This window comes from Arenibacter amylolyticus, from assembly GCF_002150785.1.
GTDB lineage: Bacteria > Bacteroidota > Bacteroidia > Flavobacteriales > Flavobacteriaceae > Arenibacter > Arenibacter amylolyticus.
Genome location: NZ_MTAZ01000018.1, coordinates 1 through 25,489 on the forward strand (window position 1 = coordinate 1; position 25,489 = coordinate 25,489).

General features: G+C 40.8%; 18 protein-coding genes and 5 tRNA genes. 1 reads left to right on the plus strand and 22 read right to left on the minus strand.

The genetic code is table 11. From position 1 onward, the window contains the following. The 5 genes from BV214_RS08405 to BV214_RS08425 all read right to left on the minus strand — a co-directional run. Positions 1 to 455: hypothetical protein (locus tag BV214_RS08405; RefSeq protein WP_140157742.1), on the minus strand; the 455-nt coding region annotated here is incomplete at its 3' end. 400 nt (positions 456 to 855) lie between these two features. Next, a complete protein-coding gene (locus BV214_RS08410; RefSeq protein ID WP_086477064.1) occupies positions 856 to 2,913 on the minus strand; it encodes a hypothetical protein in 2,058 nt (685 codons plus the stop codon). Between the two features lie 158 nt (positions 2,914 to 3,071). Next, entirely contained in the window at positions 3,072 to 5,009 is a 1,938-nt protein-coding gene (locus BV214_RS08415; RefSeq protein ID WP_086477065.1) for an OmpA family protein, read from the minus strand. Between the two features lie 10 nt (positions 5,010 to 5,019). Next, positions 5,020 to 5,973, minus strand: a complete 954-nt coding sequence (locus tag BV214_RS08420) for a PorP/SprF family type IX secretion system membrane protein (protein ID WP_086477066.1) — start codon at positions 5,971 to 5,973, stop codon at positions 5,020 to 5,022. Positions 5,974 to 5,988: 15 nt separating this feature from the next. Next, on the minus strand, positions 5,989 to 7,899 hold the full coding sequence (locus BV214_RS08425; RefSeq protein WP_086477067.1) for a gliding motility-associated C-terminal domain-containing protein: 1,911 nt from the start codon (positions 7,897 to 7,899) through the stop codon (positions 5,989 to 5,991). A gap of 378 nt (positions 7,900 to 8,277) precedes the next feature. On the opposite strand from BV214_RS08425, the gene BV214_RS08430 reads away from it, so the two are divergent. Further along, the gene (locus BV214_RS08430; protein ID WP_086477068.1) at positions 8,278 to 9,867 is read left to right on the plus strand and encodes a peptide chain release factor 3; all 1,590 of its coding nucleotides are present in this window, start codon (positions 8,278 to 8,280) and stop codon (positions 9,865 to 9,867) included. Positions 9,868 to 9,953: 86 nt separating this feature from the next. Here the strand turns inward: BV214_RS08430 and BV214_RS08435 are convergent, their stop codons facing one another. The 17 genes from BV214_RS08435 to BV214_RS08515 all read right to left on the minus strand — a co-directional run bounded on the left by BV214_RS08435 (position 9,954) and on the right by BV214_RS08515 (position 25,477). Further along, positions 9,954 to 10,265, minus strand: a complete 312-nt coding sequence (locus BV214_RS08435) for a DUF3467 domain-containing protein (protein WP_086477069.1) — start codon at positions 10,263 to 10,265, stop codon at positions 9,954 to 9,956. A gap of 97 nt (positions 10,266 to 10,362) precedes the next feature. Further along, on the minus strand, positions 10,363 to 14,661 hold the full coding sequence (gene rpoC / locus BV214_RS08440) for a DNA-directed RNA polymerase subunit beta' (RefSeq protein WP_086477070.1): 4,299 nt from the start codon (positions 14,659 to 14,661) through the stop codon (positions 10,363 to 10,365). A 62-nt stretch (positions 14,662 to 14,723) separates the two neighbouring features. Continuing rightward, positions 14,724 to 18,533 carry a DNA-directed RNA polymerase subunit beta gene (gene rpoB / locus BV214_RS08445; RefSeq protein ID WP_086477071.1) on the minus strand — a complete coding sequence of 1,270 codons (3,810 nt, stop codon included), beginning with the start codon at positions 18,531 to 18,533 and terminating at the stop codon, positions 14,724 to 14,726. 132 nt (positions 18,534 to 18,665) lie between these two features. Next, on the minus strand, positions 18,666 to 19,043 hold the full coding sequence (rplL, locus tag BV214_RS08450) for a 50S ribosomal protein L7/L12 (RefSeq protein ID WP_086477072.1): 378 nt from the start codon (positions 19,041 to 19,043) through the stop codon (positions 18,666 to 18,668). Between the two features lie 53 nt (positions 19,044 to 19,096). After that, the gene (gene rplJ, locus BV214_RS08455) at positions 19,097 to 19,612 is read right to left on the minus strand and encodes a 50S ribosomal protein L10 (RefSeq protein WP_086477073.1); all 516 of its coding nucleotides are present in this window, start codon (positions 19,610 to 19,612) and stop codon (positions 19,097 to 19,099) included. A 22-nt stretch (positions 19,613 to 19,634) separates the two neighbouring features. Next, positions 19,635 to 20,324, minus strand: a complete 690-nt coding sequence (gene rplA, locus BV214_RS08460) for a 50S ribosomal protein L1 (RefSeq protein WP_086477074.1) — start codon at positions 20,322 to 20,324, stop codon at positions 19,635 to 19,637. Positions 20,325 to 20,344: 20 nt separating this feature from the next. Beyond that, a complete protein-coding gene (rplK, locus tag BV214_RS08465; protein ID WP_086477075.1) occupies positions 20,345 to 20,782 on the minus strand; it encodes a 50S ribosomal protein L11 in 438 nt (145 codons plus the stop codon). Between the two features lie 105 nt (positions 20,783 to 20,887). Beyond that, the gene (gene nusG / locus BV214_RS08470; protein ID WP_086477076.1) at positions 20,888 to 21,439 is read right to left on the minus strand and encodes a transcription termination/antitermination protein NusG; all 552 of its coding nucleotides are present in this window, start codon (positions 21,437 to 21,439) and stop codon (positions 20,888 to 20,890) included. Positions 21,440 to 21,449: 10 nt separating this feature from the next. Continuing rightward, entirely contained in the window at positions 21,450 to 21,638 is a 189-nt protein-coding gene (gene secE, locus BV214_RS08475; RefSeq protein WP_086477077.1) for a preprotein translocase subunit SecE, read from the minus strand. 152 nt (positions 21,639 to 21,790) lie between these two features. Next, positions 21,791 to 21,863: transfer RNA gene (locus BV214_RS08480), tRNA-Trp, on the minus strand. Positions 21,864 to 22,006: 143 nt separating this feature from the next. After that, the gene (tuf, locus tag BV214_RS08485) at positions 22,007 to 23,194 is read right to left on the minus strand and encodes an elongation factor Tu (RefSeq protein ID WP_086477078.1); all 1,188 of its coding nucleotides are present in this window, start codon (positions 23,192 to 23,194) and stop codon (positions 22,007 to 22,009) included. 54 nt (positions 23,195 to 23,248) lie between these two features. Beyond that, positions 23,249 to 23,320 (minus strand) — tRNA-Thr (locus BV214_RS08490). A gap of 180 nt (positions 23,321 to 23,500) precedes the next feature. After that, positions 23,501 to 23,573 (minus strand) — tRNA-Gly (locus BV214_RS08495). Positions 23,574 to 23,701: 128 nt separating this feature from the next. Next, positions 23,702 to 23,783, minus strand: a tRNA-Tyr gene (locus BV214_RS08500). Between the two features lie 294 nt (positions 23,784 to 24,077). Beyond that, positions 24,078 to 24,151: transfer RNA gene (locus BV214_RS08505), tRNA-Thr, on the minus strand. A 97-nt stretch (positions 24,152 to 24,248) separates the two neighbouring features. Next, complete coding sequence (gene hpf, locus BV214_RS08510) at positions 24,249 to 24,551, minus strand: ribosome hibernation-promoting factor, HPF/YfiA family (protein ID WP_086477079.1); 303 nt, start codon at positions 24,549 to 24,551, stop codon at positions 24,249 to 24,251. Between the two features lie 38 nt (positions 24,552 to 24,589). Beyond that, on the minus strand, positions 24,590 to 25,477 hold the full coding sequence (locus tag BV214_RS08515; protein WP_086477080.1) for a tyrosine-type recombinase/integrase: 888 nt from the start codon (positions 25,475 to 25,477) through the stop codon (positions 24,590 to 24,592). Positions 25,478 to 25,489: the final 12 nt, after the last annotated feature.

Below are 25,489 nucleotides of genomic sequence, written 5' to 3' on the forward strand. Positions count from 1 at the left end.
GAGATATCGATCACCGTATCCACACCAGCCTCATCCCTATAGGTGAAGGTACCGTTGGTATTGGAAACAATCGTCGTCATAGTCTCCACAAACCGCAAACTACCCAGATCCACACTAACACTACCTCCATTTTCCAGTGTTAGAGAAAGTTGATCCGTTGTTGGATCGAAAGTGAAGTTTTGAAGTTGCTGACTATCGGTAGTTGTCAACTCCCAAGAGTTCCCATCCCAATAATAGATGGTTCCCGTAGTGGTATTCACATAGATATCGCCTGTACCGGCAGATGGTGATGTACTACCTGGTGTTGAAACAAGTGTTCCGCTTAACACCTTACAATCACATTGGTCTTCCAAACTAACGGTGGTTTGCGCAAAAGCAAAACTGGATATAAGGAAAATAAAAAGTAGAATCTTTTTGTTCATGGTGGTTGGATTACTAAATACTGTTGTTCTCATGTAGCACATAACTATTATCTCGTGATTTACCAGGAATAAAGAAATGACGCTACCATACAAATATTAATTAACTGAGTCCGTAGCTGAAATATTTGTTGTGTATTGGCTAAAACCTATAGTAAAGAGCAAAAAAAAAGGGGTTTAGCCCGTTTACAGCTTCTAAATGGTGAAAATCTAAAGACCTATACACTCCTTAAACACCCTGTTTCATCGATGAAATACATCGCGCAGACAATAAAATTTGTGAAAAAATACGGGGCGGTCTAGTTTCTTTTGTTCCTATCTGATAGATCAACTTAAGCAACCAGTAAGAACTACCTAAGTAATTTGCCTGGTATGGATGAATAATAATAGCTCTCTCTTGATTTAGATTGGATTGTACCCTTTGGTTTAGGCATCACTAATTCTTTTTTACTCGATGGGTAATCCGTCTGTTGGTAATCACAGTGCTTATCTTGACTGTTAATAAAGCATGGGAAGAAGTTGCCGGCATTGAACAAGCTCCGGATGAATTGGATAAAACTGCTCTAAACAAGAATCCGGAATAACTCAATTCAGTATTAATAACCGTTAAAGAAGAAGTTGCCACCCCATTATAATTAGCACCATCTAATATGGGGCTGAAACTTACACCATTATCTGTGCTCACCTCCCATTGATAGGTATCAACATTGGTTCCAGTGACAGTAAAAACAGCATTTGCATTTTGAAAAACGGTGGTATCAGTGGGGGAGGAATCTACCGTTACGCTACTTTCTACAATTAATTCTGCTGCACTGGACACTTTTGAATCACAGCTACTTGCTGTTGATGAAGCTACCACTCTATATAAATTATTATTCATACTTATAACGGCAGGATTAATGGTTAATGTATTTGTATTTACACCTGCATAAGGACCACCATCCGCCAAATCACTATAGGTACTGCCATTATTGGTACTAATTTGCCATTGATAAGTATCTAAATTAGTCGTGTTCACGTAAAACTGGGCCGAACTTCCTTCACAAACCCTTGTGTTTACCGGTTGTGAATCAATGCTACCTATTGGGTCTTGCCCTACGGTTATAGTGGAAGCATCAGTTGGATCTGAACTACATCCCGCCAATGGGGCAATATTTAGTGAATATTCCCCTGGTTTATTTATTGGAATATTATTGAGTCCCACTCCCCTTCTTAGAATACTTCCATCTGGAAATGTAACTCCTGGGGTTAGGGATCGCCACGTATATTCTGCAGATGGAGAAATAAAATTAGCCTGTAAGGTTAACTGTTCGTTTGGCTCACACCCAGGAAAATCTCCTGGATCCTGAATACTGGTATCTACCGTATAGCCCGCTTCCCCACCCAAAAAATCATAGGGACCAGCAAAATCTTTCAAGGAGGCATTAAAGGCAGCAGAGGTTCTAGATTTAACTAACACTGAACTAAAGGGAGAGTCGCATGCAAAACTATTTCCAAAAAGCGTACCTGGATCAAAGCCTATTCCAGTGAAATTCACGGCAACCTCCGCTAAAGAATTTACTTGATAAGCGGTGGCTGAATCTAGGCCCGTTGCATTAGTACCCCATGGCGGTGCAAGAGCTGAAACGGAATTTACACGACTATAGGTATTGCCCGTAAAATCGATACTGGCATAACCATATGTAACCCCACCAACTGAAGCACTACCAACAAAACCATCCTTATTCTTAATGTAGGTAAAACCGATATTATTATCATAATTAAATTTTCTTGTCCAGACGCGGACCTCTATCCCTTCCACCCCTTGACCGGTGTAAGAAAATCCAACAGTTACATCCCCAATTTGTAAGGGATCACCCGTTAACGGATTAAACTCCCAAGCGGTGTGTCCACCATTTGGGCCCACATTTGTAAAGCTCGAACCACTTACTTGTAGTTCACGAACAAATAATTCAAAATCTAGAAAATGAGAACCATTGGCTTCCAAAGTAGAAACCGCTAAATTCACCCATAGATCGTCATTGGCCGAATCTCCATCCCTACGCATATGAACGTAACTATCAATAATATCATTCTTACTTCCGGGACTTCCTGAAGTTATTTCCCAAGTTTCTGGATTATCTCCATTCTTACCTTGTGCAAAAATAGTATCATCGTCAACTCCGCCTTCTGATCCCACTTGATCATGCCCAAACCTTGCCGCATACCAAACATATCCATTGTGGACCGTGTAATTACCACGACTCATCCGGGTATCAAAAGGCGTATTACTTCTTGAATCGATTAGGGATTGGAAGCTTGCTTGTTGACTCTGGTCAATCACTCCCATTCCCGTAGTCCCTTGGAACCAGTCATCCGTACCAGAGGTAGTAGTCCCAGAATATACATCAGCCTCAATACCAAAATTAGCCCCTACACCTGGATTCTGAGCAGCCACCTGTATAATTCCTGTTAATGAAATTAGAAATATAATTTTTAGAAGGTTATAACGCATATGTATTTCAATTGTCGCCTAAAATAATCTGACAAGAAAGTCTGACCCAAAAATTGTTGCAAAAACCAAAGAATAGGGTGTATAAAGGCTTAATAATGTTATATGGAACAAGCGAACAGTTACTAATTTCAATAAGTTAAATGATATAAACCCTTCCCCTACTCCAAAATAAGAAACTCCGATCTACGGTTCATCTGGTGTTCTTCCTGGGAACATTTTACCCCATTCCCACACTTATTAACAAGCTTGGTCTCCCCAAAACCTTGCTGTAGTAACCTATCACCAGCAATTCCTTTTGCCTTCATATAGGCGGTGGTAGCTTCGGCCCGTTTGTGCGACAGCCAAAGATTGTAGCTGTCCCTTCCCTGACTGTCCGTATGGGAAGTAACCTTTAATTTTAAGCTGGGATATTTTTCCATGGCAGCAATAATCTTTTGTATTTCTACCTCAGCATCGGACCGAATGCTATATTTATCGAAATCGAAATAGATAGTTCCCAATTGTAACAACTTGGCCAAATCGTCCCCAGAATTGCCAGTGACCGTATTGGGTTCCAAATAGAAATCTATTTCACTAGGCTTAACTTCCGATACGGGGAGATACTCTTCGGCAGGTACATAACCATCCATTAGGGCCCTTATAAAGTTTCCTGTATTCCCATCAATCATCACCGTATAATACCCTTCAATGTTGGTAAGTACCGAAGTTACTTCCTCATTGGTCTCATCGATTACCTTTACCCTGGCACCCACTAATACTTCATTGGTTATTTTATCCCTAACGATCCCCGATATGGAAGCAAAGTAATCTAATTGCAAGGGTTTAGTCTCTGTAAAACTGTAAATATCATCACCCCCTACTCCCCCCTTCCTATTGGAAGCAAAATATCCCTGCTTGGTCTCCTCATCAATAATAAAGGTAAAATCGTCCACATTACTATTGATGGGTTTCCCCACATTTATCACTTTACCGAGCGACTGGCTATCGGCAATTTTTACTGCGAATACATCTAACCCGCCCAAGCCTGGATGCCCATCCGATGAGAAATACAATATGTTTTCACTACTTACAAAGGGAAAGCTTTCCCTAGCCTCCGTATTTATAGACTCCCCTAAGTTTATAGGGGGTCCGTAGCTGCCATCCCCATGGATGGCTACCTTAAAAATGTCTGATTGTCCATAGGTCCCGGGCATGTCTGACGCAAAGTACAAGGTTTTTTCATCCGGACTTAGGGTTGGATGGGCCACCGAATAGGAATCGCTGTTAAAGGGGAGTTCTTTAATAGCGGTCCACTCCCCTCCCTTTTTGGTAGCTTTAAACAGTTTTAGGCGAATTATGCCCTTCTTATTCTTCACCGTCTTTTCATCCAAGTAATTGTTTCTTGTAAAATAGAGGGTTTTTCCATCCTTGGATATGGCAGTAGTTGATTCGTGTAATCGGGTAGTTATTTCCTTTCCCAAGGGTAGTACCTTATCTTGGGAGGCACTATCTACATTCACCTTGTATAAATCTAAAAAATCCATGGCCGTCCATGTATGCCTATTCCTAGAAAAATTCCCGGTATCCCTATCCGAGGCAAAAAGCAACCCTTGTTTATAAAAGGTAGGCGCAAAATCTGAGTACTTGGAATTATGCTTAAACTTCCCTATTTGGTAACGGCCAGAATTCTTGGCAATCTCCTCAAAATAGTCGGCTTCGGTCTTATAAAGTCCTACCCGGACATCCGAGGCATTCATCTCGGAGAATTTTGCCATGATAGTTCTAGATTTATCTAATTCTCCCAACGACCGTAAGGTCTGCGCATACCTAAAATAAAAATCGGGAGCCATAGATTCTGGATAATCCTTTAACAATTGCTGGTATATTTCCGAAGCTTCGGAATAATCACCATTAAAATAGTAGGAGTTCCCCAGTTTCTTCAACAAATCCGCAGAAACGTAGCCTTTGTCTAACACCCGTTTATAGATATCAATAGCCAAACTAAACGAGTAATCCTTATAGTTTTTATTGGCCTTGTTTACCAGTTTATCTTGAGCCTGGGAAACCGGAACAAAGACCAAAACGATAAACGTAAGCAAGCATAATTTTTTAATCATATTTTCCTTTTTAGAAGAAACGTGGCGAAATCATTCTATTGAATTTCCTCACCAATTCGTACCTTAAAAAGACTTCAAAAGTACCATCGTTAAACTGGGTACCTCCCAATTCGGTAGTCTCACGATCGTAGGCCAGTCCTATCATTATTTGGTTGCTTAGTTGCACCCCCACCATGGCACTGAATGCGGCATCCCATCTATAGGCTGCCCCAAAGCTAAACACATCATTATACAGGAAACTTGCCGATGCATCCAATTGTAGGGGGGCCCCACCCACTACCTTGGTCAACAATGCGGGTTTAAATTTAAAATTATGGTTTAGGTCAAATACATAGCCGGTTATAAAGTAGAAATTCATTCTTTCGGTAGCTAAGAATTGTACCGAATTGGCATCTCTCTTGGAATTGTCAAAATGCTGTGTCTCTATTAAATTGGGAGCAGATATTCCCGCATAGAATTTATCCGTATGATAATATACCCCCACGCCAAAATTGGGAGAAAACTTATTATCGATATTTTCCCCTTCCACATTCTCTGAATCAAAATTGTTGAGTCCAGTAAAATCCAAATTCAATAAATTGCCCCCTGCCTTTAGTCCAAAAGACAGTTTGGCATCCATAGACACCTCTATAGTATAGGAAACAAGTGCATCAAACTGGGTTTCCTGTACTACCCCATCCCCAATATTATCGTTGATAATGGAAATACCATAACCTAATCTACTGTTCCTTATGGGGGAGTGTAGGTTAATAGTCTGTGTTTTGGGTGCCCCGTTAAGCCCTACCCATTGGGATCTATAGAGCGCGGCTATACTCAACTGCCCCCTAGATCCTGCATAGGCAGGATTTACACTCATAGTATTGTACATATATTGGGTATACTGGGCGTCTTGTTGCGCATGCAGCCCAACCATGAATAAAAACATGGTTAAAACAGTGACAAAGAGACTCTTTTTATAGTTCATCTTACAATAGGTATTTTATTGGCTCAAATAAAGGTAGCCACTGTCCGTTACATCCTCTTGGTCTGTCTGATACTGAAAAATGTAATAATAGATCCCTGCGGGCAAATAATCTTGACCAGAAACGGTTGACCTCCCCCTAGATCTACCTTCAAAGACGTTGTTCTGATTATTGTAGTCCCTTCCCTCGTAGACAGATACTCCCCACCTGTTATATATTTGCAAGGAGTTATTCTTGGCATTTACTACTCCCCTTATAAAAAGGAAGTCGTTTTTACCATCCCCATTGGGAGTTACCAGCTGATTCACTTCTATTGGTTCAATAGAATCGTCCTTGGACACCAGTACGGTTACCGTTGCAGAATCGCAATTGGTGGTGTTGGAGACTTCACAAATTATATAATCAATGGAATAGCTTCCTTCCTTAGTCCCAGGCGTGAGCTCTATGCTCCCATCCTCATTAATAGAAAGAGCCTCCGTAGGCGTAGCGGTCAATATCACCTCCTTGGGAAGAACAGGGTCACCATTTAACGTATCATTGTCCAGTACATTGGCATCCGCGGGGATCCCGCCTAATGTTCCCCCGTTTATGATATCCTCTTGGGCATCCAATATATTCGCTTCTACTAGAATGCGCACCGTGGCCGTAGCACAAACAGTAGGATCTACCTTTCTATTACAAACCTCATAAACGATAGTCACCGTAGTATTGGATTCGGACACAAGGGGAGTGTAAGATAACATACCCGTAGCAGCATCCAACTGTATGCTACCCATTGCCGTGCCGTCTATGTGGGATAACTGGGTACTTCCCCTATTAATGGAGTCGTTATTGGGCAAAAAATCATCATTTGCCAAAATATTGATGGAGGTTTCGGTAAGTGCTGGCGTTAAGCCATCATCATCCCTTGCAGTAGCCACCAGGGGATTTGGATCTGAGCCATTGGGATTACCATCCCCATCGCAGTCCAATTCTTCCCATGCCTGGGAACGGATTTCTGTAACACTTTCCAGATTATAATCACAGGGATTTAAGGGGTCTGTACCCTCTATCACTTCTATCTCATTGGTAACCCCATCCCCGTCACAATCCAGAATCATCCATTCATCGGAAGGGGAAAGCGTTTGGTGCTCTAGAATAAAATCGCAGGAATCCGAAGGGTCTGTCCCGTCCTCTTCTTCTTGATCATTTGGCACCCCATCCCCATCATCATCCATACTTACACAAATCATTGGTATTAATGATAATCCAATACCACTTCTTTGCTTCGCTTCTGTAGTGTAAAAGGATATCTGGGTTACAGTTGATTCCGAATGCCAAAAGAATCTATTTTTCTTATCGATATCTGCTACGGTAGTATTCTCTATATAATAATTAGCTCCCTCATTGGCAGCTAATAATCCTAGTGGTACTATAGTGGTCTGATTATATACGTCCCCAGGCAATCCAATGATTCCATCACGTCCCAAAGCAGGAATATGTGGGGAATGCCCGGCAACAACCTTTACTGGGACCGTCCCTGAAAATTTAAACTCGGTTGGCTTAGAGTCATATACATGAAACGAATTTTTATTATGGGTGCTTGCTCCAGAAACACTAACCAGTACACTACCCGCTGGCAGGCCCCATTTTGCGCTTATATCCTGTTCTGTAGCCGATAAACTCCCTGCATTATGGTTTTCTGGAAAACCAAAATCTGAAGGTTGTATGGCTTTCAACTCCAATGGGGTGCATACCATACCATTTCCTTGCGGATTAGGATCTTGGAACTGTTGGCTGTTCGCACTCCGCAGAAGTATAGTCCCTTGGGCAATATCTTCAGGGCTCGACTTAAAGGACGTAGTTAGTCCAAATAAGAAAAACGCCACTAATGGCGTGAAGACTAAGAGTACTCTCTTCTTAAGTGTATTAAAAATAAAAATCACCATCTATGATAAGTTAATTAACCAATCACCATGGCTGCGTAGAATTTAATGTTGTAAGTATGGGGGCAACTACAATATTTAGGGCTAAGTTAAATTAAAATGCCCACCATCCAATAATATGGGTTTCCTAATAGATCAACAATCTAGGAACGACAATAATACTCGACAAAACACCTTTTTTTGAAACCAGCAACCTTTAAAACATACCGTTTACCTTTGCTTAATCAGCGCAAAAATTGAAGAAGAAAGTCCAAGTCAGTTGAATGAACGATAGCCCTAAAAGCATATTTTGATATGGGAGGTAGCGGCTTTTCCTTATTTGGTCGATTTTGCTCGATGAAGAAAGTTTAATGACCTATTTTTGCATAAACAAATTGCATAATGAGTTTTAAGAATCAAATTCAACGAAGAAGAACTTTTGGAATTATTGCACACCCCGATGCGGGGAAAACTACCTTAACAGAGAAACTACTTTTATTTGGTGGGGCAATTCAGGAAGCGGGAGCCGTTAAGAACAATAAAGTAAAGAAAAGTGCTACGAGTGATTTTATGGAGATTGAAAAGCAACGGGGGATTTCCGTAGCCACCTCCGTCTTGGCATTTATTTACAAGGATAAAAAGATTAATATCTTGGATACCCCAGGGCATAAGGATTTTGCCGAAGATACCTTTAGGACCCTCACCGCTGTAGATAGTGTTATTGTGGTGGTAGATGTGGCCAAAGGGGTGGAAGAGCAGACCGAAAAATTGGTAGAGGTCTGTAGGATGAGAAACATTCCAATGATCGTTTTCATCAATAAACTGGACCGAGAAGGGAAGGATGCCTTTGACCTTTTGGACGAGGTGGAACAAAAACTCCACCTAAACGTAACTCCCTTGAGTTTTCCTATTGGAATGGGGTACGATTTTAAGGGTATCTATAATATTTATGAAAAGAACATTAACCTGTTTAGTGGGGATAGTAAAAAGAATATTGAAGAAACCATCGCCTTTGACGATTTAGACAACCCAGCGTTGGAAAAAATTATTGGCGAGAAATCTGCCAACGACCTACGGGAAAATTTAGAACTGGCCCAAGGGGTATATCCAGATTTTGATAAAGACCTATATCTAAAAGGAGAACAACAGCCTGTATTCTTTGGATCTGCTTTAAACAATTTTGGCGTACGCGAGCTATTGGATTGCTTTGTTGATATTGCCCCAAAGCCCCAACCTAAAATGGCGGAGGAGCGGATGGTAAAACCGGAGGAGGCCGAGTTGTCTGGTTTTGTCTTTAAAATTCACGCTAATATGGATCCGAAACACCGCGATCGTTTGGCCTTTATTAAGGTGGTTTCTGGTACGTTTGAACGGAACAAGCCCTATTTACACGTACGACATGGCAAAAAGCTAAAATTCTCCAGTCCCAATGCTTTTTTCGCTGAGAAAAAAGAAATTGTAGACATCTCTTATCCAGGTGATATAGTAGGTCTGCACGATACTGGAAACTTTAAGATTGGAGACACCCTAACCGAAGGGGAAATTTTAAATTATAAAGGAATCCCCAGTTTTTCACCAGAGCACTTTAGATATATTAACAATGCAGATCCCCTTAAATCTAAACAATTGTACAAGGGAATTGATCAGCTAATGGATGAAGGTGTAGCCCAGCTATTCACCTTAGAGATTAACGGAAGGAGAGTAATTGGTACCGTAGGGGCCTTACAATTTGAGGTGATTCAATACCGTTTAGAGCACGAGTACGGGGCCAAATGTTCCTATGAGAACTTCCCGGTATACAAAGCCTGTTGGGTAGAACCCAAGGATAGCAAAAGTGAGGAGTTTAAAGAATTTAAAAGGGTAAAGAGCAAGTTCCTAGCGAAGGACAAACGCAATCAATTGGTATTCCTGGCAGACTCCCAGTTTTCACTACAGATGACCCAGCAGAAATACCCTAATGTAAAACTACACTTTACCTCGGAGTTTAATTGATGGCGCCCCTTGGTACGGAGAGTGCTTTACCAAGTAGGTAATCCTAATAAAAAAGGCCCTTTGCAATGTGCAAAGGGCCTTTTTTATTATGCCTCTCCTGTAGGTCCAAAATTAATTGGAATGGGAGGTTGTTCGTAATCCTGAATAGTACCGTGGGCCTGCTCAAAACGATTTACGTTGTCGTTCAGCGCCTTTAAAAACTTTTTGGCGTGTTGGGGAGTAAGTATAATTCTACTTTTAACCTTGGCTTTTGGCGCACCAGGCATCATACTGATAAAATCTACCACAAATTCGGATACGGAATGGTTAATGATAGCCAGATTGGAATAGACTCCTTCAGCTGTCTTTTCATCCAATTCTATATTAATCTGATTTTGTTTTTGGTCTTTCTCGCTCATTATTTAACGATTTATAGGTTCTAATTCTTAGGGATAAATTAATTTAAATTAGGGGCAAAAAAAAACCTCGATGTTAATCCATCGAGGTTTTATTAGTTTAGAATTTCAGCTCCTCTTTTCGGGCCATGATTTCATCGTATTCCTCTTTAGAGCCTACAATGATATTGTCATAATCCCTCATTCCCGTTCCAGCTGGAATTCTGTGTCCAACTATCACGTTTTCCTTCAAGCCTTCCAATGCATCTACTTTTCCGCTTACTGCAGCTTCGTTCAATACTTTGGTAGTTTCCTGGAAAGAAGCCGCTGAGATAAACGACTTGGTCTGCAAGGATGCCCTAGTAATCCCCTGAAGGATCGGTGTGGCAGTAGCTGCTACCGCCTCCCTAGCAGAGACCAAATTCTTATCATTACGCTTCAACATGGAGTTTTCGTCCCTTAATTCCCTTGGGGAAATAATTTGACCTGGTTTTAAGTTTTCAGAATCACCAGCATCCTCAACTACCAACTTTCCGTAAATCTCATCGTTCTCTACGATAAAGTCTTCCTTGTGAACCAACTGATTTTCCAAGAAAATAGTATCTCCCGGATCTTGGATACGTACCTTACGCATCATCTGACGAACTACCACCTCAAAGTGCTTGTCATTAATCTTCACCCCTTGTAAACGGTAAACCTCTTGTACTTCGTTTACTAGGTACTGCTGTACTGCAGACGGCCCTTTAATCGCCAAGATATCTTCTGGAGTAATAGCCCCATCGGACAATGGCATTCCGGCACGTACGTAATCATTCTCCTGAACTAGGATCTGATTAGACAGTTTTACCAAGTATTTCTTAACCTCTCCTAATCTAGATTCTATAATGATTTCTCTATTCCCTCGTTTAATCTTTCCAAAGGAAACAACTCCATCAATTTCAGAAACTACCGCAGGGTTAGATGGGTTACGTGCTTCGAACAATTCGGTAACTCTTGGAAGACCTCCAGTAATATCCCCGGACTTGGCCGATTTACGTGGAATCTTAACCAAAATCTTACCTTCCTTAATCTTATCACCATCATCTACCATGATATGTGAACCAACTGGTAAGTTGTAAGAACGCAATACTTCGTTCTTATCGTTCTTGATCAATAAAGTAGGAATCAACTTTTTGTTTCTGGATTCAGAAATTACTTTCTCCTGGAATCCGGTCTGCTCATCAATTTCTACCTGGTAGGTAACTCCTTGCTCAATATTCTCATAAGCAATCTGGCCAGTAAATTCTGAAACGATTACCCCGTTATAAGGATCCCACGAACAGATCTTTTGACCTTTCTCAACTTTATCCCCATTCTTAATGAACAACTGAGATCCATAAGGAATATTGTTGGTACTAAGTGTAATCCCAGTTTTAGGATCTATTACCTTTACCTCTGAAGTCCTAGAAATTACAATTTCAGAATCTTCACCTTCCTCATTTTTATTGCTAACGGTTCTCAGCTCTTCTATTTCAGCAATACCAGCATATTTAGCTTCCAGTTTATTGTCCTCTGAAATGTTTCCTGCAATACCTCCAACGTGGAAGGTTCTCAGGGTTAACTGTGTACCTGGTTCCCCAATGGACTGTGCGGCAACAACACCAACGGCTTCTCCTCTTTGCACCATTTTATTGGTAGAAAGGTTTCTTCCATAACATTTACCACAAATTCCTTTTAGAGCCTCACAAGTTAACGGCGAACGTACTTCAACCATTTCGATCGGAGAAGCATTGATGCGTTTCACATCATCTTCCTTGATTTCCTGTCCTGCTTCTACTAGCAGTTCTTCGGTTAATGGATCGTATACATCGTGTAGAGAAACCCTACCTAGGATTCTGTCACCCAATGATTCTACAATCTCCTCGTTCTTTTTAAGTGCTTCTACCTGAATACCTCTTAGGGTCTCACAATCTTCTATATTGACAATCACATCCTGGGAAACGTCTACCAGACGACGAGTTAAGTAACCGGCATCTGCCGTTTTCAAGGCCGTATCCGCAAGTCCCTTACGCGCACCGTGAGTAGAAATAAAGTATTCCAAAATGGATAATCCTTCCTTAAAGTTGGATAGAATGGGGTTTTCAATAATTTCCCCACCTCCAGCGGTAGATTTCTTAGGCTTCGCCATCAATCCACGCATACCGGTTAACTGGCGAATCTGCTCCTTAGAACCCCTTGCCCCAGAATCCAACATCATATACACAGAGTTAAACCCTTGCATGTCTTCACGAATTCGCTTCATAGCCAATTCGGTCAACACCGTATTGGTAGATGTCCACACGTCAATTACCTGGTTATAACGTTCGTTATTGGTAATTAGACCCATGTTATAGTTTGCCATAATACCATCGACCTGTGCGTTGGCATCTGCAATCATCTCATCTTTTTCTTTAGGAATAATAATATCCCCTAAGCTAAAGGATAGTCCACCTCTAAAGGCGAAATCATATCCCATGGTCTTGATCTTATCCAAGAACTCTGCCGTTTCGGGAACACTAGTAACTCTTAAGATATTACCAATAATATCCCTTAACGATTTCTTATTCAATACTTCGTTGATATATCCTGCTTCTTCTGGTACTACCATATTAAACAAGACCCTACCTACGGTTGTTGGTATAATTTGATTTACCAACTCTCCTTCTTCATTAAAGTTCTTTGCACGCACTTTAATGCCTGCGTTAAGATCTAAACGTCCTTCGTTGTAAGCAATCACTACCTCTTCATAGGAGTAGAAAGTAAGTCCTTCTCCTTTAACCTCTTCCTCTGGAGTAGATTTCTTTTCCTTGGTCATATAGTACAGACCCAAAACCATATCCTGTGAAGGTACAGTAATAGGAGAACCATTTGCCGGGTTAAGAATGTTATGTGATGCCAACATCAATAGTTGGGCTTCCAAAATTGCTTCTGGACCCAACGGAAGGTGTACTGCCATCTGGTCACCATCAAAATCCGCGTTAAAAGCCGTACATACCAATGGGTGAAGACGGATTGCCTTACCTTCTATCAGTTTAGGCTGAAACGCTTGTATACCTAGACGGTGCAAGGTAGGAGCACGGTTCAATAGTACTGGATGTCCTTTTAAGACATTTTCCAGGATATCCCAAACTACCGGTTCTTTGCGGTCTATTATTTTCTTGGCAGACTTAACAGTTTTTACAATTCCCCTTTCAATCAATTTACGGATTACAAAAGGCTTGTAAAGTTCTGCGGCCATATCCTTAGGCAAACCACATTCGAACAACTTCATCTCTGGTCCTACAACAATAACCGAACGAGCAGAGTAATCCACACGTTTACCCAAAAGGTTTTGACGGAAACGTCCTTGCTTACCTTTTAAGGAATCGGAAAGTGATTTTAGAGGCCTGTTAGATTCAGTTTTTACTGCTGATGCCTTACGGGTGTTATCAAATAGGGAATCTACAGCTTCCTGAAGCATACGCTTCTCATTTCTAAGAATAACTTCTGGAGCTTTGATTTCTACCAATCTTTTAAGACGGTTATTTCTAATGATAACCCTTCTATACAGATCATTTAAATCCGAGGTGGCAAAACGACCACCATCCAAGGGTACCAATGGACGTAATTCTGGTGGAATAACCGGAATAACCTTCATGATCATCCACTCCGGATTATTCTCTCTATTCTCTTGAGACTCCCTTAGGGCCTCTACTACCTGAAGTCTTTTTAATGCCTCGGTCTTACGCTGCTTGGAAGTTTCTGTATTGGCCTTATGTCTAAGTTCGTAGGATAGTTCTTTTAAGTCTATCCTAGACAATAGGTCAATTAGACACTCCGCTCCCATTTTAGCAATAAACTTGTTGGGATCGGAATCTTCCAGGTATTGATTTTCCTGAGGAATGGATTCCATTACATTTAAGTACTCCTCCTCACTCAGGAAGTCCATCTTCTTAATTTCTTCCCCTTCTGGACCTTTAGCGATTCCAGGCTGTATTACTACGTAACGTTCGTAGTAAATAATCATATCCAATTTCTTGGAAGGCAATCCTAATAGGTATCCAATTTTATTTGGAAGGGAACGGAAGTACCATATATGGGCAACGGGTACTACTAAATTAATGTGTCCTACCCTATCCCTACGGACTTTTTTCTCTGTTACCTCTACGCCACAACGATCACAAACGATCCCGCGGTAGCGAATTCTCTTGTACTTGCCACAAGCACACTCGTAATCCTTTACAGGACCAAAGATACGCTCACAGAAAAGACCGTCACGCTCTGGTTTGTGCGTTCTATAGTTAATAGTTTCAGGTTTTAAAACCTCACCTCGGGACTCTGCCAAAATAGCTTCTGGAGAGGCCAACCCGATTGAAATTTTATTGAACCTTTTAACGGTATTATTATCTTTTAGTCTAGCCATAACTATATTCTGATACTAATTTAATTCTAATTGTTAGGAATAGTGTTCAAAACCTATTCTCATTATTCTTCCAATCTTATGTCTAAACTTAAACCTTTAAGTTCGTGCATTAATACGTTGAAAGATTCTGGCAATCCAGGTTCAGGCATGGTTTCTCCCTTAACGATAGACTCATATGTCTTGGCTCTTCCAATAACATCATCAGATTTAACCGTTAATATTTCACGTAGGGTTGCAGAAGCTCCATACGCTTCCAAGGCCCACACTTCCATCTCTCCAAATCGCTGACCTCCAAATTGAGCTTTACCTCCTAATGGCTGCTGCGTAATTAGCGAGTAGGGTCCTATAGAACGCGAGTGCATCTTATCATCTACCATGTGACCTAATTTCAACATATAAATCACCCCTACTGTTGCAGGCTGGTGGAAACGCTGACCCGTGCCTCCGTCATATAGATAGGTATGTCCGTATCTAGGAATTCCAGCTTCATCCGTAAAGGTATTGATCTCGTCCAAGTCGGCTCCATCAAAAATTGCGGTAGCGTATTTCTTACCTAATTTTAATCCGGCCCATCCTAGAACAGTCTCATAAATCTGACCAATGTTCATACGGGAAGGTACCCCTAGTGGGTTTAGTACAATATCTACTGGAGTTCCGTCTTCCAAGAACGGCATATCCTCATGACGTACAATTCTAGAAACAATACCTTTGTTTCCGTGACGTCCTGCCATCTTATCTCCTACCTTCAGTTTACGTTTTTTAGCAACATACACCTTGGCTAGTTTCATAATTCCAGAAGGCAGTTCATCTCCAACAGAAATGGTAAACTTATCCCTTCTTAGGTTACCTTGAAGGTCGTTTAGTTTAATCTTATAGTTATGCAAAAGATCGTTCACCAAAGCGTTGCACTCCTTATCCGTAGTCCAACTTCCTCCTACCAAGTGGGCGAAATCGTCTACTGCGTTCAACATTCTCAAGGTGTATTTCTTTCCTTTTGGAAGTACTTCCTCCCCAAGGTCGTTTAATACGCCCTGTGAAGTTTTACCATTGACCAAGGTGAACAGCTTTTCTACCAATACATCTTTCAGCTGTTGGAATTTTACTTCGTATTCCAACTCCAATTTTGCCAATTCCTCTTTGTCTTCAGAACGCTTACGCTTATCCTTTACAGATCTAGAGAATAATTTCTTATCGATGACCACTCCATGTAGGGAAGGGGAAGCTTTTAAGGAAGCATCCTTAACATCTCCTGCCTTGTCTCCAAAGATGGCACGCAATAATTTTTCTTCCGGTGTTGGATCTGATTCCCCTTTTGGGGTAATCTTACCAATAAGGATATCCCCAGGCTTCACTTCGGCTCCAATACGGATCATTCCGTATTCGTCCAAATCCTTGGTAGCTTCCTCAGAAACGTTTGGAATATCATTGGTTAATTCCTCAGCTCCCAATTTGGTATCCCTTACTTCCAACGCGTACTCATCTACGTGAATAGAAGTAAATATATCCTCTCTTACCACTTTTTCGGAAATCACAATAGCATCCTCAAAGTTGTAACCTTTCCATGGCATAAAGGCCACTACAAGGTTTCTACCCAATGCTAATTCGCCGTTTTCAGTAGCATATCCTTCACAAAGTACCTGTCCTTTTTTAACTCTATACCCTTTTCTTACAATGGGTTTAAGGTTAATACTGGTACCTTGGTTAGTCTTTCTAAATTTCACCAACTCATAGGTCTTGGAATCTTCATCAAAACTTACCAGTTTTTCATCCTCGGTCCTATCGTACTTAATGGTGATCTTCTTAGAATCCACATATTCCACAACCCCATCGCCTTCTGCATTTATCAATACTCGAGAGTCTGATGCAACCTGACGTTCCAATCCGGTACCTACAATAGGCGCCTCTGGTCTTAACAGGGGTACTGCCTGTCTCATCATGTTAGATCCCATCAAAGCCCTGTTCGCATCATCGTGCTCCAAGAATGGAATTAAGGAGGCAGAGATAGAAGCAATTTGGTTAGGAGCAACATCCGTATAGTTCAATTCTACTGGATCTACTACTGGGAAATCGCCCTCTTCCCTTGCAATCAGTTTTTCTGGTGTGATGGTACCTTCATCATCCATAGGAATGTTTGCTTGTGCAATTTTCATTCCTTCTTCCTCTTCTGCACTTAGGTAGATAGCATCGTCTAGATTAACTTTTCCATCTTCCACTCTACGGTAGGGAGTTTCCAAGAAGCCCATTGGGTTTACCTTGGCAAAAACCGATAGCGAAGAAATTAACCCAATATTGGGTCCTTCAGGAGTTTCAATCGGACAAAGTCTTCCGTAGTGCGTATAGTGAACGTCACGTACCTCAAACCCTGCTCTCTCTCTGGATAATCCACCTGGCCCTAATGCAGACAGCCTTCTCTTGTGCGTAATTTCCGCCAAGGGGTTGGTCTGGTCCATAAATTGGGACAACTGGTTGGTTCCAAAGAAGGAGTTGATCACCGAAGACAATGTTTTCGCGTTGATCAAATCAATTGGGGTAAACACCTCGTTGTCACGTACGTTCATACGTTCACGAATAGTTCTGGCCATACGGGCAAGACCTACACCAAACTGTTGTGACAATTGTTCACCTACCGTTCTAACCCTACGGTTAGAAAGGTGGTCGATATCATCGATCTCCGCTTTGGAATTGATCAATTCTATCAAATATTTTATAATGGTAATGATATCTTCCCTGGTAAGGACCTGCTTGTCCATGGCGATGTCCAAACCAAGTTTTTTATTCATTCTATAACGTCCTACCTCTCCCAAGTTATAACGCTGATCGGAGAAGAACAACTTATCTATAATACCACGAGCAGTCTCCTCATCTGGCGGCTCTGCGTTACGCAATTGACGATAGATGTGTTCAACAGCTTCTTTTTCGGAGTTAGTTGGATCCTTTTGAAGGGTATTGTGAATAATGGAATAATCACTCTGTCCACTATTCTCCTTGTGCAAGAGGATAGATTTTACATCGGCGTCCAAGATTTCCGGAATATGTTCTTTTTCTAGAACGGTGTCACGATCCAAGATAATCTCGTTTCGCTCAATTGAGACCACTTCGCCCGTATCTTCATCCACAAAATCCTCGTGCCAAGTGTTCAATACTCTAGCTGCCAATTTACGGCCAAGCACTTTTTTAAGTCCGGCATTGGAAACTTTTATTTCTTCCGAAAGATCAAATATTTCCAAGATGTCCTTATCCCTTTCATAGCCTATTGCTCTAAACAGGGTAGTAACAGGTAATTTTTTCTTTCTATCAATATAAGCGTACATAACGCCATTGATATCAGTTGCAAATTCTATCCAAGATCCTTTAAAAGGAATTACCCTGGCAGAATACAACTTAGTTCCATTTGCATGGAAGGATTGTCCGAAGAAAACCCCAGGAGAACGGTGTAACTGAGAAACAACTACACGCTCGGCACCGTTTACCACAAAGGTACCACTAGGAGTCATATAAGGAATTGTACCCAAGTACACATCCTGTACGATGGTCTCGAAATCCTCATGCTCTGGATCTGTACAATATAATTTTAATCTAGCTTTTAGAGGAACACTGTACGTAAGTCCACGCTCTATACATTCTTGAATGGAATATCTAGGTGGATCAATAAAATAGTCTAAAAATTCTAGGACGAACTGGTTCCTGGTGTCTGTAATGGGAAAGTTTTCCATGAAGGTGTTATACAACCCTTCATTGCCCCTTTCGTCAGATTTGGTCTCAAGTTGAAAAAAATCTTGAAATGATTTAATCTGAATGTCCAAGAAATCCGGATAATCCGGCGTGTTCTTAGCGGATGCGAAACTTATTCTTTCAGTCTGATTTGTGAACATCAATGGACAAAATTTTGATCGTGAATACTTAATTGGGTCGTGTATCCCTTTATACACGGTATGTATAAAAAGGCTTAGGTCTAGCCACAAAAAGCGGAAAGACCTAAACCAGAATAATTATGGTTGTCGCTATTATTTAAGCTCAACTTCTGCTCCTGCTTCTTCCAATTGAGATTTAATTGCCTCAGCCTCTTCTTTAGCAACAGCTTCCTTAACAGCTTTAGGTGCGCTATCAACGATGTCCTTAGCATCTTTCAATCCTAAACCAGTCAATTCCTTAACCAATTTAACAACTGCTAATTTAGAACCACCAGCGGCTTTCAAAATTACGTCGAATTCAGTTTGCTCCTCAGCAGCTTCACCACCTTCGGCTCCACCACCAGCAGCAACAGCAACTGCAGCAGCTGCAGGCTCAATACCGTACTCCTCTTTTAATATTGCAGCTAACTCATTTACTTCTTTTACTGTAAGGTTAACCAATTGTTCTGCGAAATCTTTTAATTCTGCCATTTTTCTATCGTTTAATAAAATTTTAAAATATAATTGTTTTTAGTGCGTACGTATTATTTTTCTGATAACGTCTTCAGAATTCCAGCAAGCTTACCTCCACCGGACTTAAGTCCAGAGATAACATTCTTAGCTGGGGATTGTAACAATCCAATGATTTCGCCAACCATTTCCTCTTTAGACTTGATACTCTCTAGAGTATTCAATTGATCGTCACCAATATAGATTGCCTCGGCTATATAAGCCCCTTTCAAAACAGGCTTATCGGCTTTCTTTCTAAAGTTCTTGATTAACTTTGCAGGTGCGTTACCAGTTTCAGAAAACATTACGGAGGTACTTCCCTTCAAAACTTCCGGAAGTTCACCAAAGTCCTTTTCAGAGGCCTCCATTGCTTTTGCAAGCATAGTGTTCTTAACTACTGCAAGTCTAATATTTGCTTTGTAACAAGCCCTTCTTAAAGCTGAAGTTTTCTCAGCATTCAATCCAGAAATGTCAGTCAAATAAATTGTGGAGCTTTCCGCCAATTGAGCAGTTAAATCCTGTATAACATTTACTTTCTCTTCTCTTGTCATAATAAAATCTTTTGACTAACAGTTAATCTACTTTTGGATCCAATGCAACACTAGGACTCATAGTACTGGACATATAAATTGATTTCATATACACCCCTTTAGCCGCCGTTGGCCTTAACTTTAACAAGGTATCCAACAACTCATTGGCATTATCCGCAATCTTATCTGCTGAGAAAGATACCTTCCCAATAGCTGCGTGCACAATTCCTGTTTTGTCAACTTTAAAATCTATCTTACCAGCTTTCACCTCCGTAACCGCCTTGGCTACGTCCATGGTTACTGTACCAGTTTTTGGATTAGGCATAAGACCTCTTGGCCCTAAAACTCTACCTAGTGGACCTAATTTCCCCATTACACTTGGCATGGTGATAATTACATCTACATCGGTCCAACCACCTTTAATTTTATCCAAATACTCATCTAAACCTACATAGTCAGCACCAGCCTCTTTTGCCTCTGCTTCCTTATCAGGCGTTACCAATGCCAAAACCTTAACATCCTTACCTGTTCCATGAGGAAGTGTTACCACCCCACGTACCATTTGATTGGCTTTTCTTGGATCTACACCCAAACGCACCGCCAATTCAACAGATGAATCAAAATTTGTATTGGTTATCTCTTTTACTAAAGCAGCAGCTTCAGCAACAGAATAGAGCTTATTCTTATCTATCTTGCCCTGAGCTTCCTTTTGCTTCTTTGTTAATTTTGCCATTCTAAATTGCTTTTAAGATTTTAAAAAGGTCTCGTGCCTGCTACTTTTAAACCCATAGATCTAGCTGTACCAGCTACCATGCTCATTGCGGATTCTACCGTAAAGGCATTTAAATCTACCATTTTGTCCTCAGCGATTGCTTTAACCTGATCCCAAGTAACACTGGCCACCTTGTTTCTGTTAGGCTCGCCAGATCCTTTTTTAACCTTAGCCGCTTCCATTAATTGAACTGCCGCTGGCGGTGTCTTTACAACAAAGTCGAACGACTTGTCTTTATAAACCGTGATCGCAACGGGCAGAACTTTTCCTGCTTTATCCTGTGTACGCGCATTAAATTGCTTACAGAATTCCATTATGTTAACCCCGGCAGCACCTAAAGCGGGTCCAACCGGTGGCGACGGATTCGCAGCACCTCCCCTAACTTGTAGTTTAACTACTTTACTTACTTCTTTTGCCATTGTTTCTAATTAAATTTAAAGTGGTGTTAAATTGGAAGCAACACCCCTTTCAACTATGTAACAGTTCTTATTAATTCTTTGTTTGTTGAAGGTAATTAACGCTTGCTAGATTTTCTCTACCTGCATATAACTAAGCTCCAAAGGTGTTTTTCTTCCAAAGATCTTCACCATCACCTCTAGCTTGCGTTTTTCTTCGTTGATCTTCTCTACGGTACCATTAAATCCATTGAATGGACCATCGATAACTTTTACGGTCTCCCCAAATACGAACGGAATGGCAACGCTGTCTGTTTTTACAGCCAACTCATCTACCTTACCTAGCATCCTGTTCACCTCTGATTTTCTCAATGGAACAGGGTCTCCGCCTTTGGTTTCACCCAAAAATCCGATCACGTTGGTTATAGAGCGGATAATATGAACCATCTCACCTCCAAGGTTGGCTTTCACCATAATATACCCTGGGAAATAAACGCGTTCTTTATTTATTTTTTTCCCATTTCTGATCTGTACTACTTTTTCCGTAGGAACTAAAACCTCTTCCAAATAGTCCTCAAACCCCAAACGGGCAACTTCCGTCTCTATATAGCCTTTAATCTTGTTCTCTTGACCACTGACAGCTCTTACCACATACCATTTCTTTTCCAACACTTCAGACATAGAGCTACTCTTAATTGATTATGTTATTGAAATAAAATTGAATTACTCTACCAAATACAGTATCCACACCCCAAGTCGCCAACGCAAAAACAATGGAAAATACCGCTACTATAACCATTAAATTGGTAGATTCTGCCCTAGGAGGCAAAGAAACATTATTCTTAAGTTCCTCAATGGATTCTGATATATATGTAAACATGCAGCGTGTCTTTATTTTCTTAACTGACTTCCGGGCACTTAGCAGAGATCCCCCTACCTTCCCTTAAAGCCTTACTCTATTTCAACTCAGGCTTCGTATTGTCCTGTTACTCTAAAAGCAACAAGAACTTTAAAACCCTTAGCTTTACTTTGCACGGGCGGAGAGGCTCGAACTCCCGACACCTGGTTTTGGAGACCAGTGCTCTACCAACTGAGCTACACCCGTTTATAAGATGACTTACTTTCTACAAACCTCTCAAATTTGAAAGACTCAACACAGGAAGTAAGTCACCTACTTATATTTACATTGAAAGGTATCCCGCTTTAGCAAGACACCCTCAATGTTAAATTACCTTAATCTATAATGACTTAGTCAATTATCTTAGTAACCTGTCCTGCACCTACTGTTCTACCACCTTCACGTATTGCAAAACGCAATCCTTCGTTCAAAGCAATTGGAGACAATAGATCTACTGTGATAGTAAGGTTATCACCTGGCATTACCATTTCTACTCCATCAGGAAGATTAATAGTACCCGTAACATCTGTAGTTCTCACGTAGAACTGTGGACGGTAGTTATTGTGGAATGGAGTGTGACGTCCACCTTCTTCTTTCTTAAGGATATAAACCTCAGCCTCAAACTTAGCGTGTGGAGTTACAGAACCTGGCTTACAGATTACCATTCCTCTTTTTATTTGAGTCTTTTCAATACCTCTCAAAAGGATACCAACGTTATCACCAGCTTCTCCTCTATCCAATATCTTACGGAACATCTCAACCCCTGTAATAGTAGAAGTCAATTTCTCAGCTCCCATTCCGATGATCTCTACTGGATCTCCAGTGTTAGCAACACCAGTTTCGATACGTCCTGTAGCAACAGTTCCACGACCAGTAATTGTAAACACATCTTCAACAGGCATCAAGAAGTTCTTATCAACATCTCTTGTTGGCAACTCAATCCAGTTATCAACTGCTTCCATCAAGCTCAACACAGTGTCTACCCACTTCTGCTCACCGTTCAAAGCACCTAATGCAGATCCAGCAACAACAGGTCCATTATCACCGTCGTACTCGTAGAAAGAAAGCAAATCTCTTACTTCCATTTCAACCAACTCCAATAACTCCTCATCATCAACCATGTCTACTTTATTCAAGAAAACAACGATTCTTGGAATACCAACCTGGCGTCCTAGAAGGATGTGCTCACGAGTCTGTGGCATTGGACCATCTGTCGCAGCAACCACCAATATAGCACCGTCCATCTGAGCAGCACCAGTAACCATGTTCTTTACGTAATCGGCGTGACCTGGACAGTCAACGTGAGCGTAGTGACGGTTAGCAGTTGCGTACTCTACGTGTGAAGTATTAATGGTAATACCTCTTTCTTTTTCTTCAGGAGCGTTATCGATAGAATCGAAACTTCTCATTTCAGAAAATCCTGCGTTAGCCAATACAGTAGTAATAGCTGCAGTCAATGTAGTCTTACCGTGATCCACATGTCCAATAGTACCTATATTTAAATGCGGTTTGGAACGATCAAATGTTGCCTTTGCCATGTTTGTTAATTTTAATTCTTAGTTTATATTAGTGTACAAATAATGCCTTAATTGAGCCAATGATGAGATTTGAACTCATGACCTCTTCCTTACCAAGGAAGCGCTCTACCCCTGAGCTACACCGGCCTTTTAAAAATACCAGAAGTCCGGGCAACCCCTTACTTCCTACACTCGCCATCAACCCAAAGTTAAATGAACCGAACGAAGCCTTTTAGACTTTGCCCCTTAACTGGATTTTTAATCCAGTCGAATCTATTCCAATCGCATAAAGCCCCAAATTAAGGAGCCTCTGCTTTTAAAATCTTGAGCGGGAGACCGGGTTCGAACCGGCGACATTCAGCTTGGAAGGCTGACGCTCTACCAACTGAGCTACTCCCGCATTATAATTTTCAGGCAAACCTAAAAACTTATCTCATTATTTCAAAAGAAAGTTCCGAATTTTTATCAAAAAAAACTCTTGTCGTGACGCGTCGTTCAAAAACAAGAACTTAGCAGCGATCACTTTAGTGGGGAGAGCAGGATTCGAACCTGCGAAGACATAGTCAGCAGATTTACAGTCTGCCCTCGTTGGCCGCTTGAGTATCTCCCCAACTTAATTAAATTACAATTTCCAAAGAACAAATGAACACTATACAATAGTAGTTTCACTTCGGCTGATTAAGACAATTCCTTTCGGACCCTCTTTAAACTTCAGAACTCACTTCCGCCGTTCATCAACCCCTCTTTTAAAAGAGCGACAAAAATAGTATTTATTTTTGTTTTCCAACCCTAAATCGAAAATTTTTTTTCGACTTTATTTTAGACTGGTTTTACACTCTAGAAACCTGAAAACATTATTTCAAAAAACTTGGCAAAAACAACTTCTATTCCTGCCTTTTTATTGAGCCGATGGAGGGACTCGAACCCACGACCTGCTGATTACAAATCAGCTGCTCTAGCCAGCTGAGCTACATCGGCCTTTACTTCTTTTCCTTTCAAAAAAAAGCCCGCTATTTCTAACGGACTGCAAATGTATACCTTTATTTTTTTAATCAAAACATTTTTTGAAAAATTTTTACGCATTTAGCCTAATTTTTTCTTTTCGCTTCACCAGCTTGCGCTCTAAGCTACTACATGCCGTATCAATTGCCTCTTCAAATGTCTTACATTGTTTCTTCACTATAAAATTATCTCGTGGCACCAATACCTTGATTTCCACTATTTTATTTTCTTTAGAGCTTGTGTTCTCTACCTTTAGATACACATCCGTACTAACGATCTTATCATAAAACTGCTCTAGCTTACCTAACCTGGCCTCCATAAAGTCCAATAGTTTCCCTTCAGCCGTAAAATTTACCGATTGCGTGTTTACTTTCATATATTACTTTTTTTGAACGTTAAACAATACTTAACCTATTACTCCTTGTTTCTAGGATGCGCGAGATATACTTTTTTTAATTCCGCAATACTATTATGAGTATAAACCTGGGTAGACGCCAAGCTTGAGTGACCCAATAACTCCTTTACTGCATTTAAATCCGCTCCCTGATTCAACAAGTGGGTTGCAAAGGTATGCCGCAAAATATGCGGACTCTTTTTTACCTTAACAGACACCTCACTAAGGTACCTATTTACAATTCTATACACAAGCGTTTCATACACTTTATTACCCTTGGAAGTAAGAAAAACATAGGCGTGGTCCCGTACAGTTTGCAACTCTTCCCTAGCCTCTCTATACACCAAAAAAGACTGCTTTACCGAATCCAATAATGGGATTATACGCTCCTTGTTCCTCTTTCCCAGCACCTTAATAGTATTTTCGGATACATTTACATCCTGCATACGGAGCCCTATTAGCTCTGCCCGTCTTATCCCGGTGGCGTACAGAAGCTCAATGATCAACTTATTTCGTTTACCCTCAAATGTATTTTCATAAACCATCTGACTTAGCACTTTTTCCATTTCTTGTTCGGAAAATGGCACTTCTACCTTTTTAGATGTCTTTAACGCCCTATGCTTTGCCAATGGGTTTACCGACAATCGCTCTGTTTTCAAAAGAAAGTTATAGTAGGCTTTTAAAGAGGCCACTTTACGGTTAACGGATCTATTGGATATCCCCGATTCTACCAAATCTATAATCCAGCTCCGTATTAAGGCATAGTTAGCTTCATCGATATCCACCATTTGAAATCGATGGACAACGAAGTCCGAAAACTCAAGAACATCATTCTTATATGCAAGTACCGTATGAGGAGAGTAATTCTTCTCTAAGGATAAATATGAAATAAAGGCTGAAAGAGACATGACTCAAAGTTA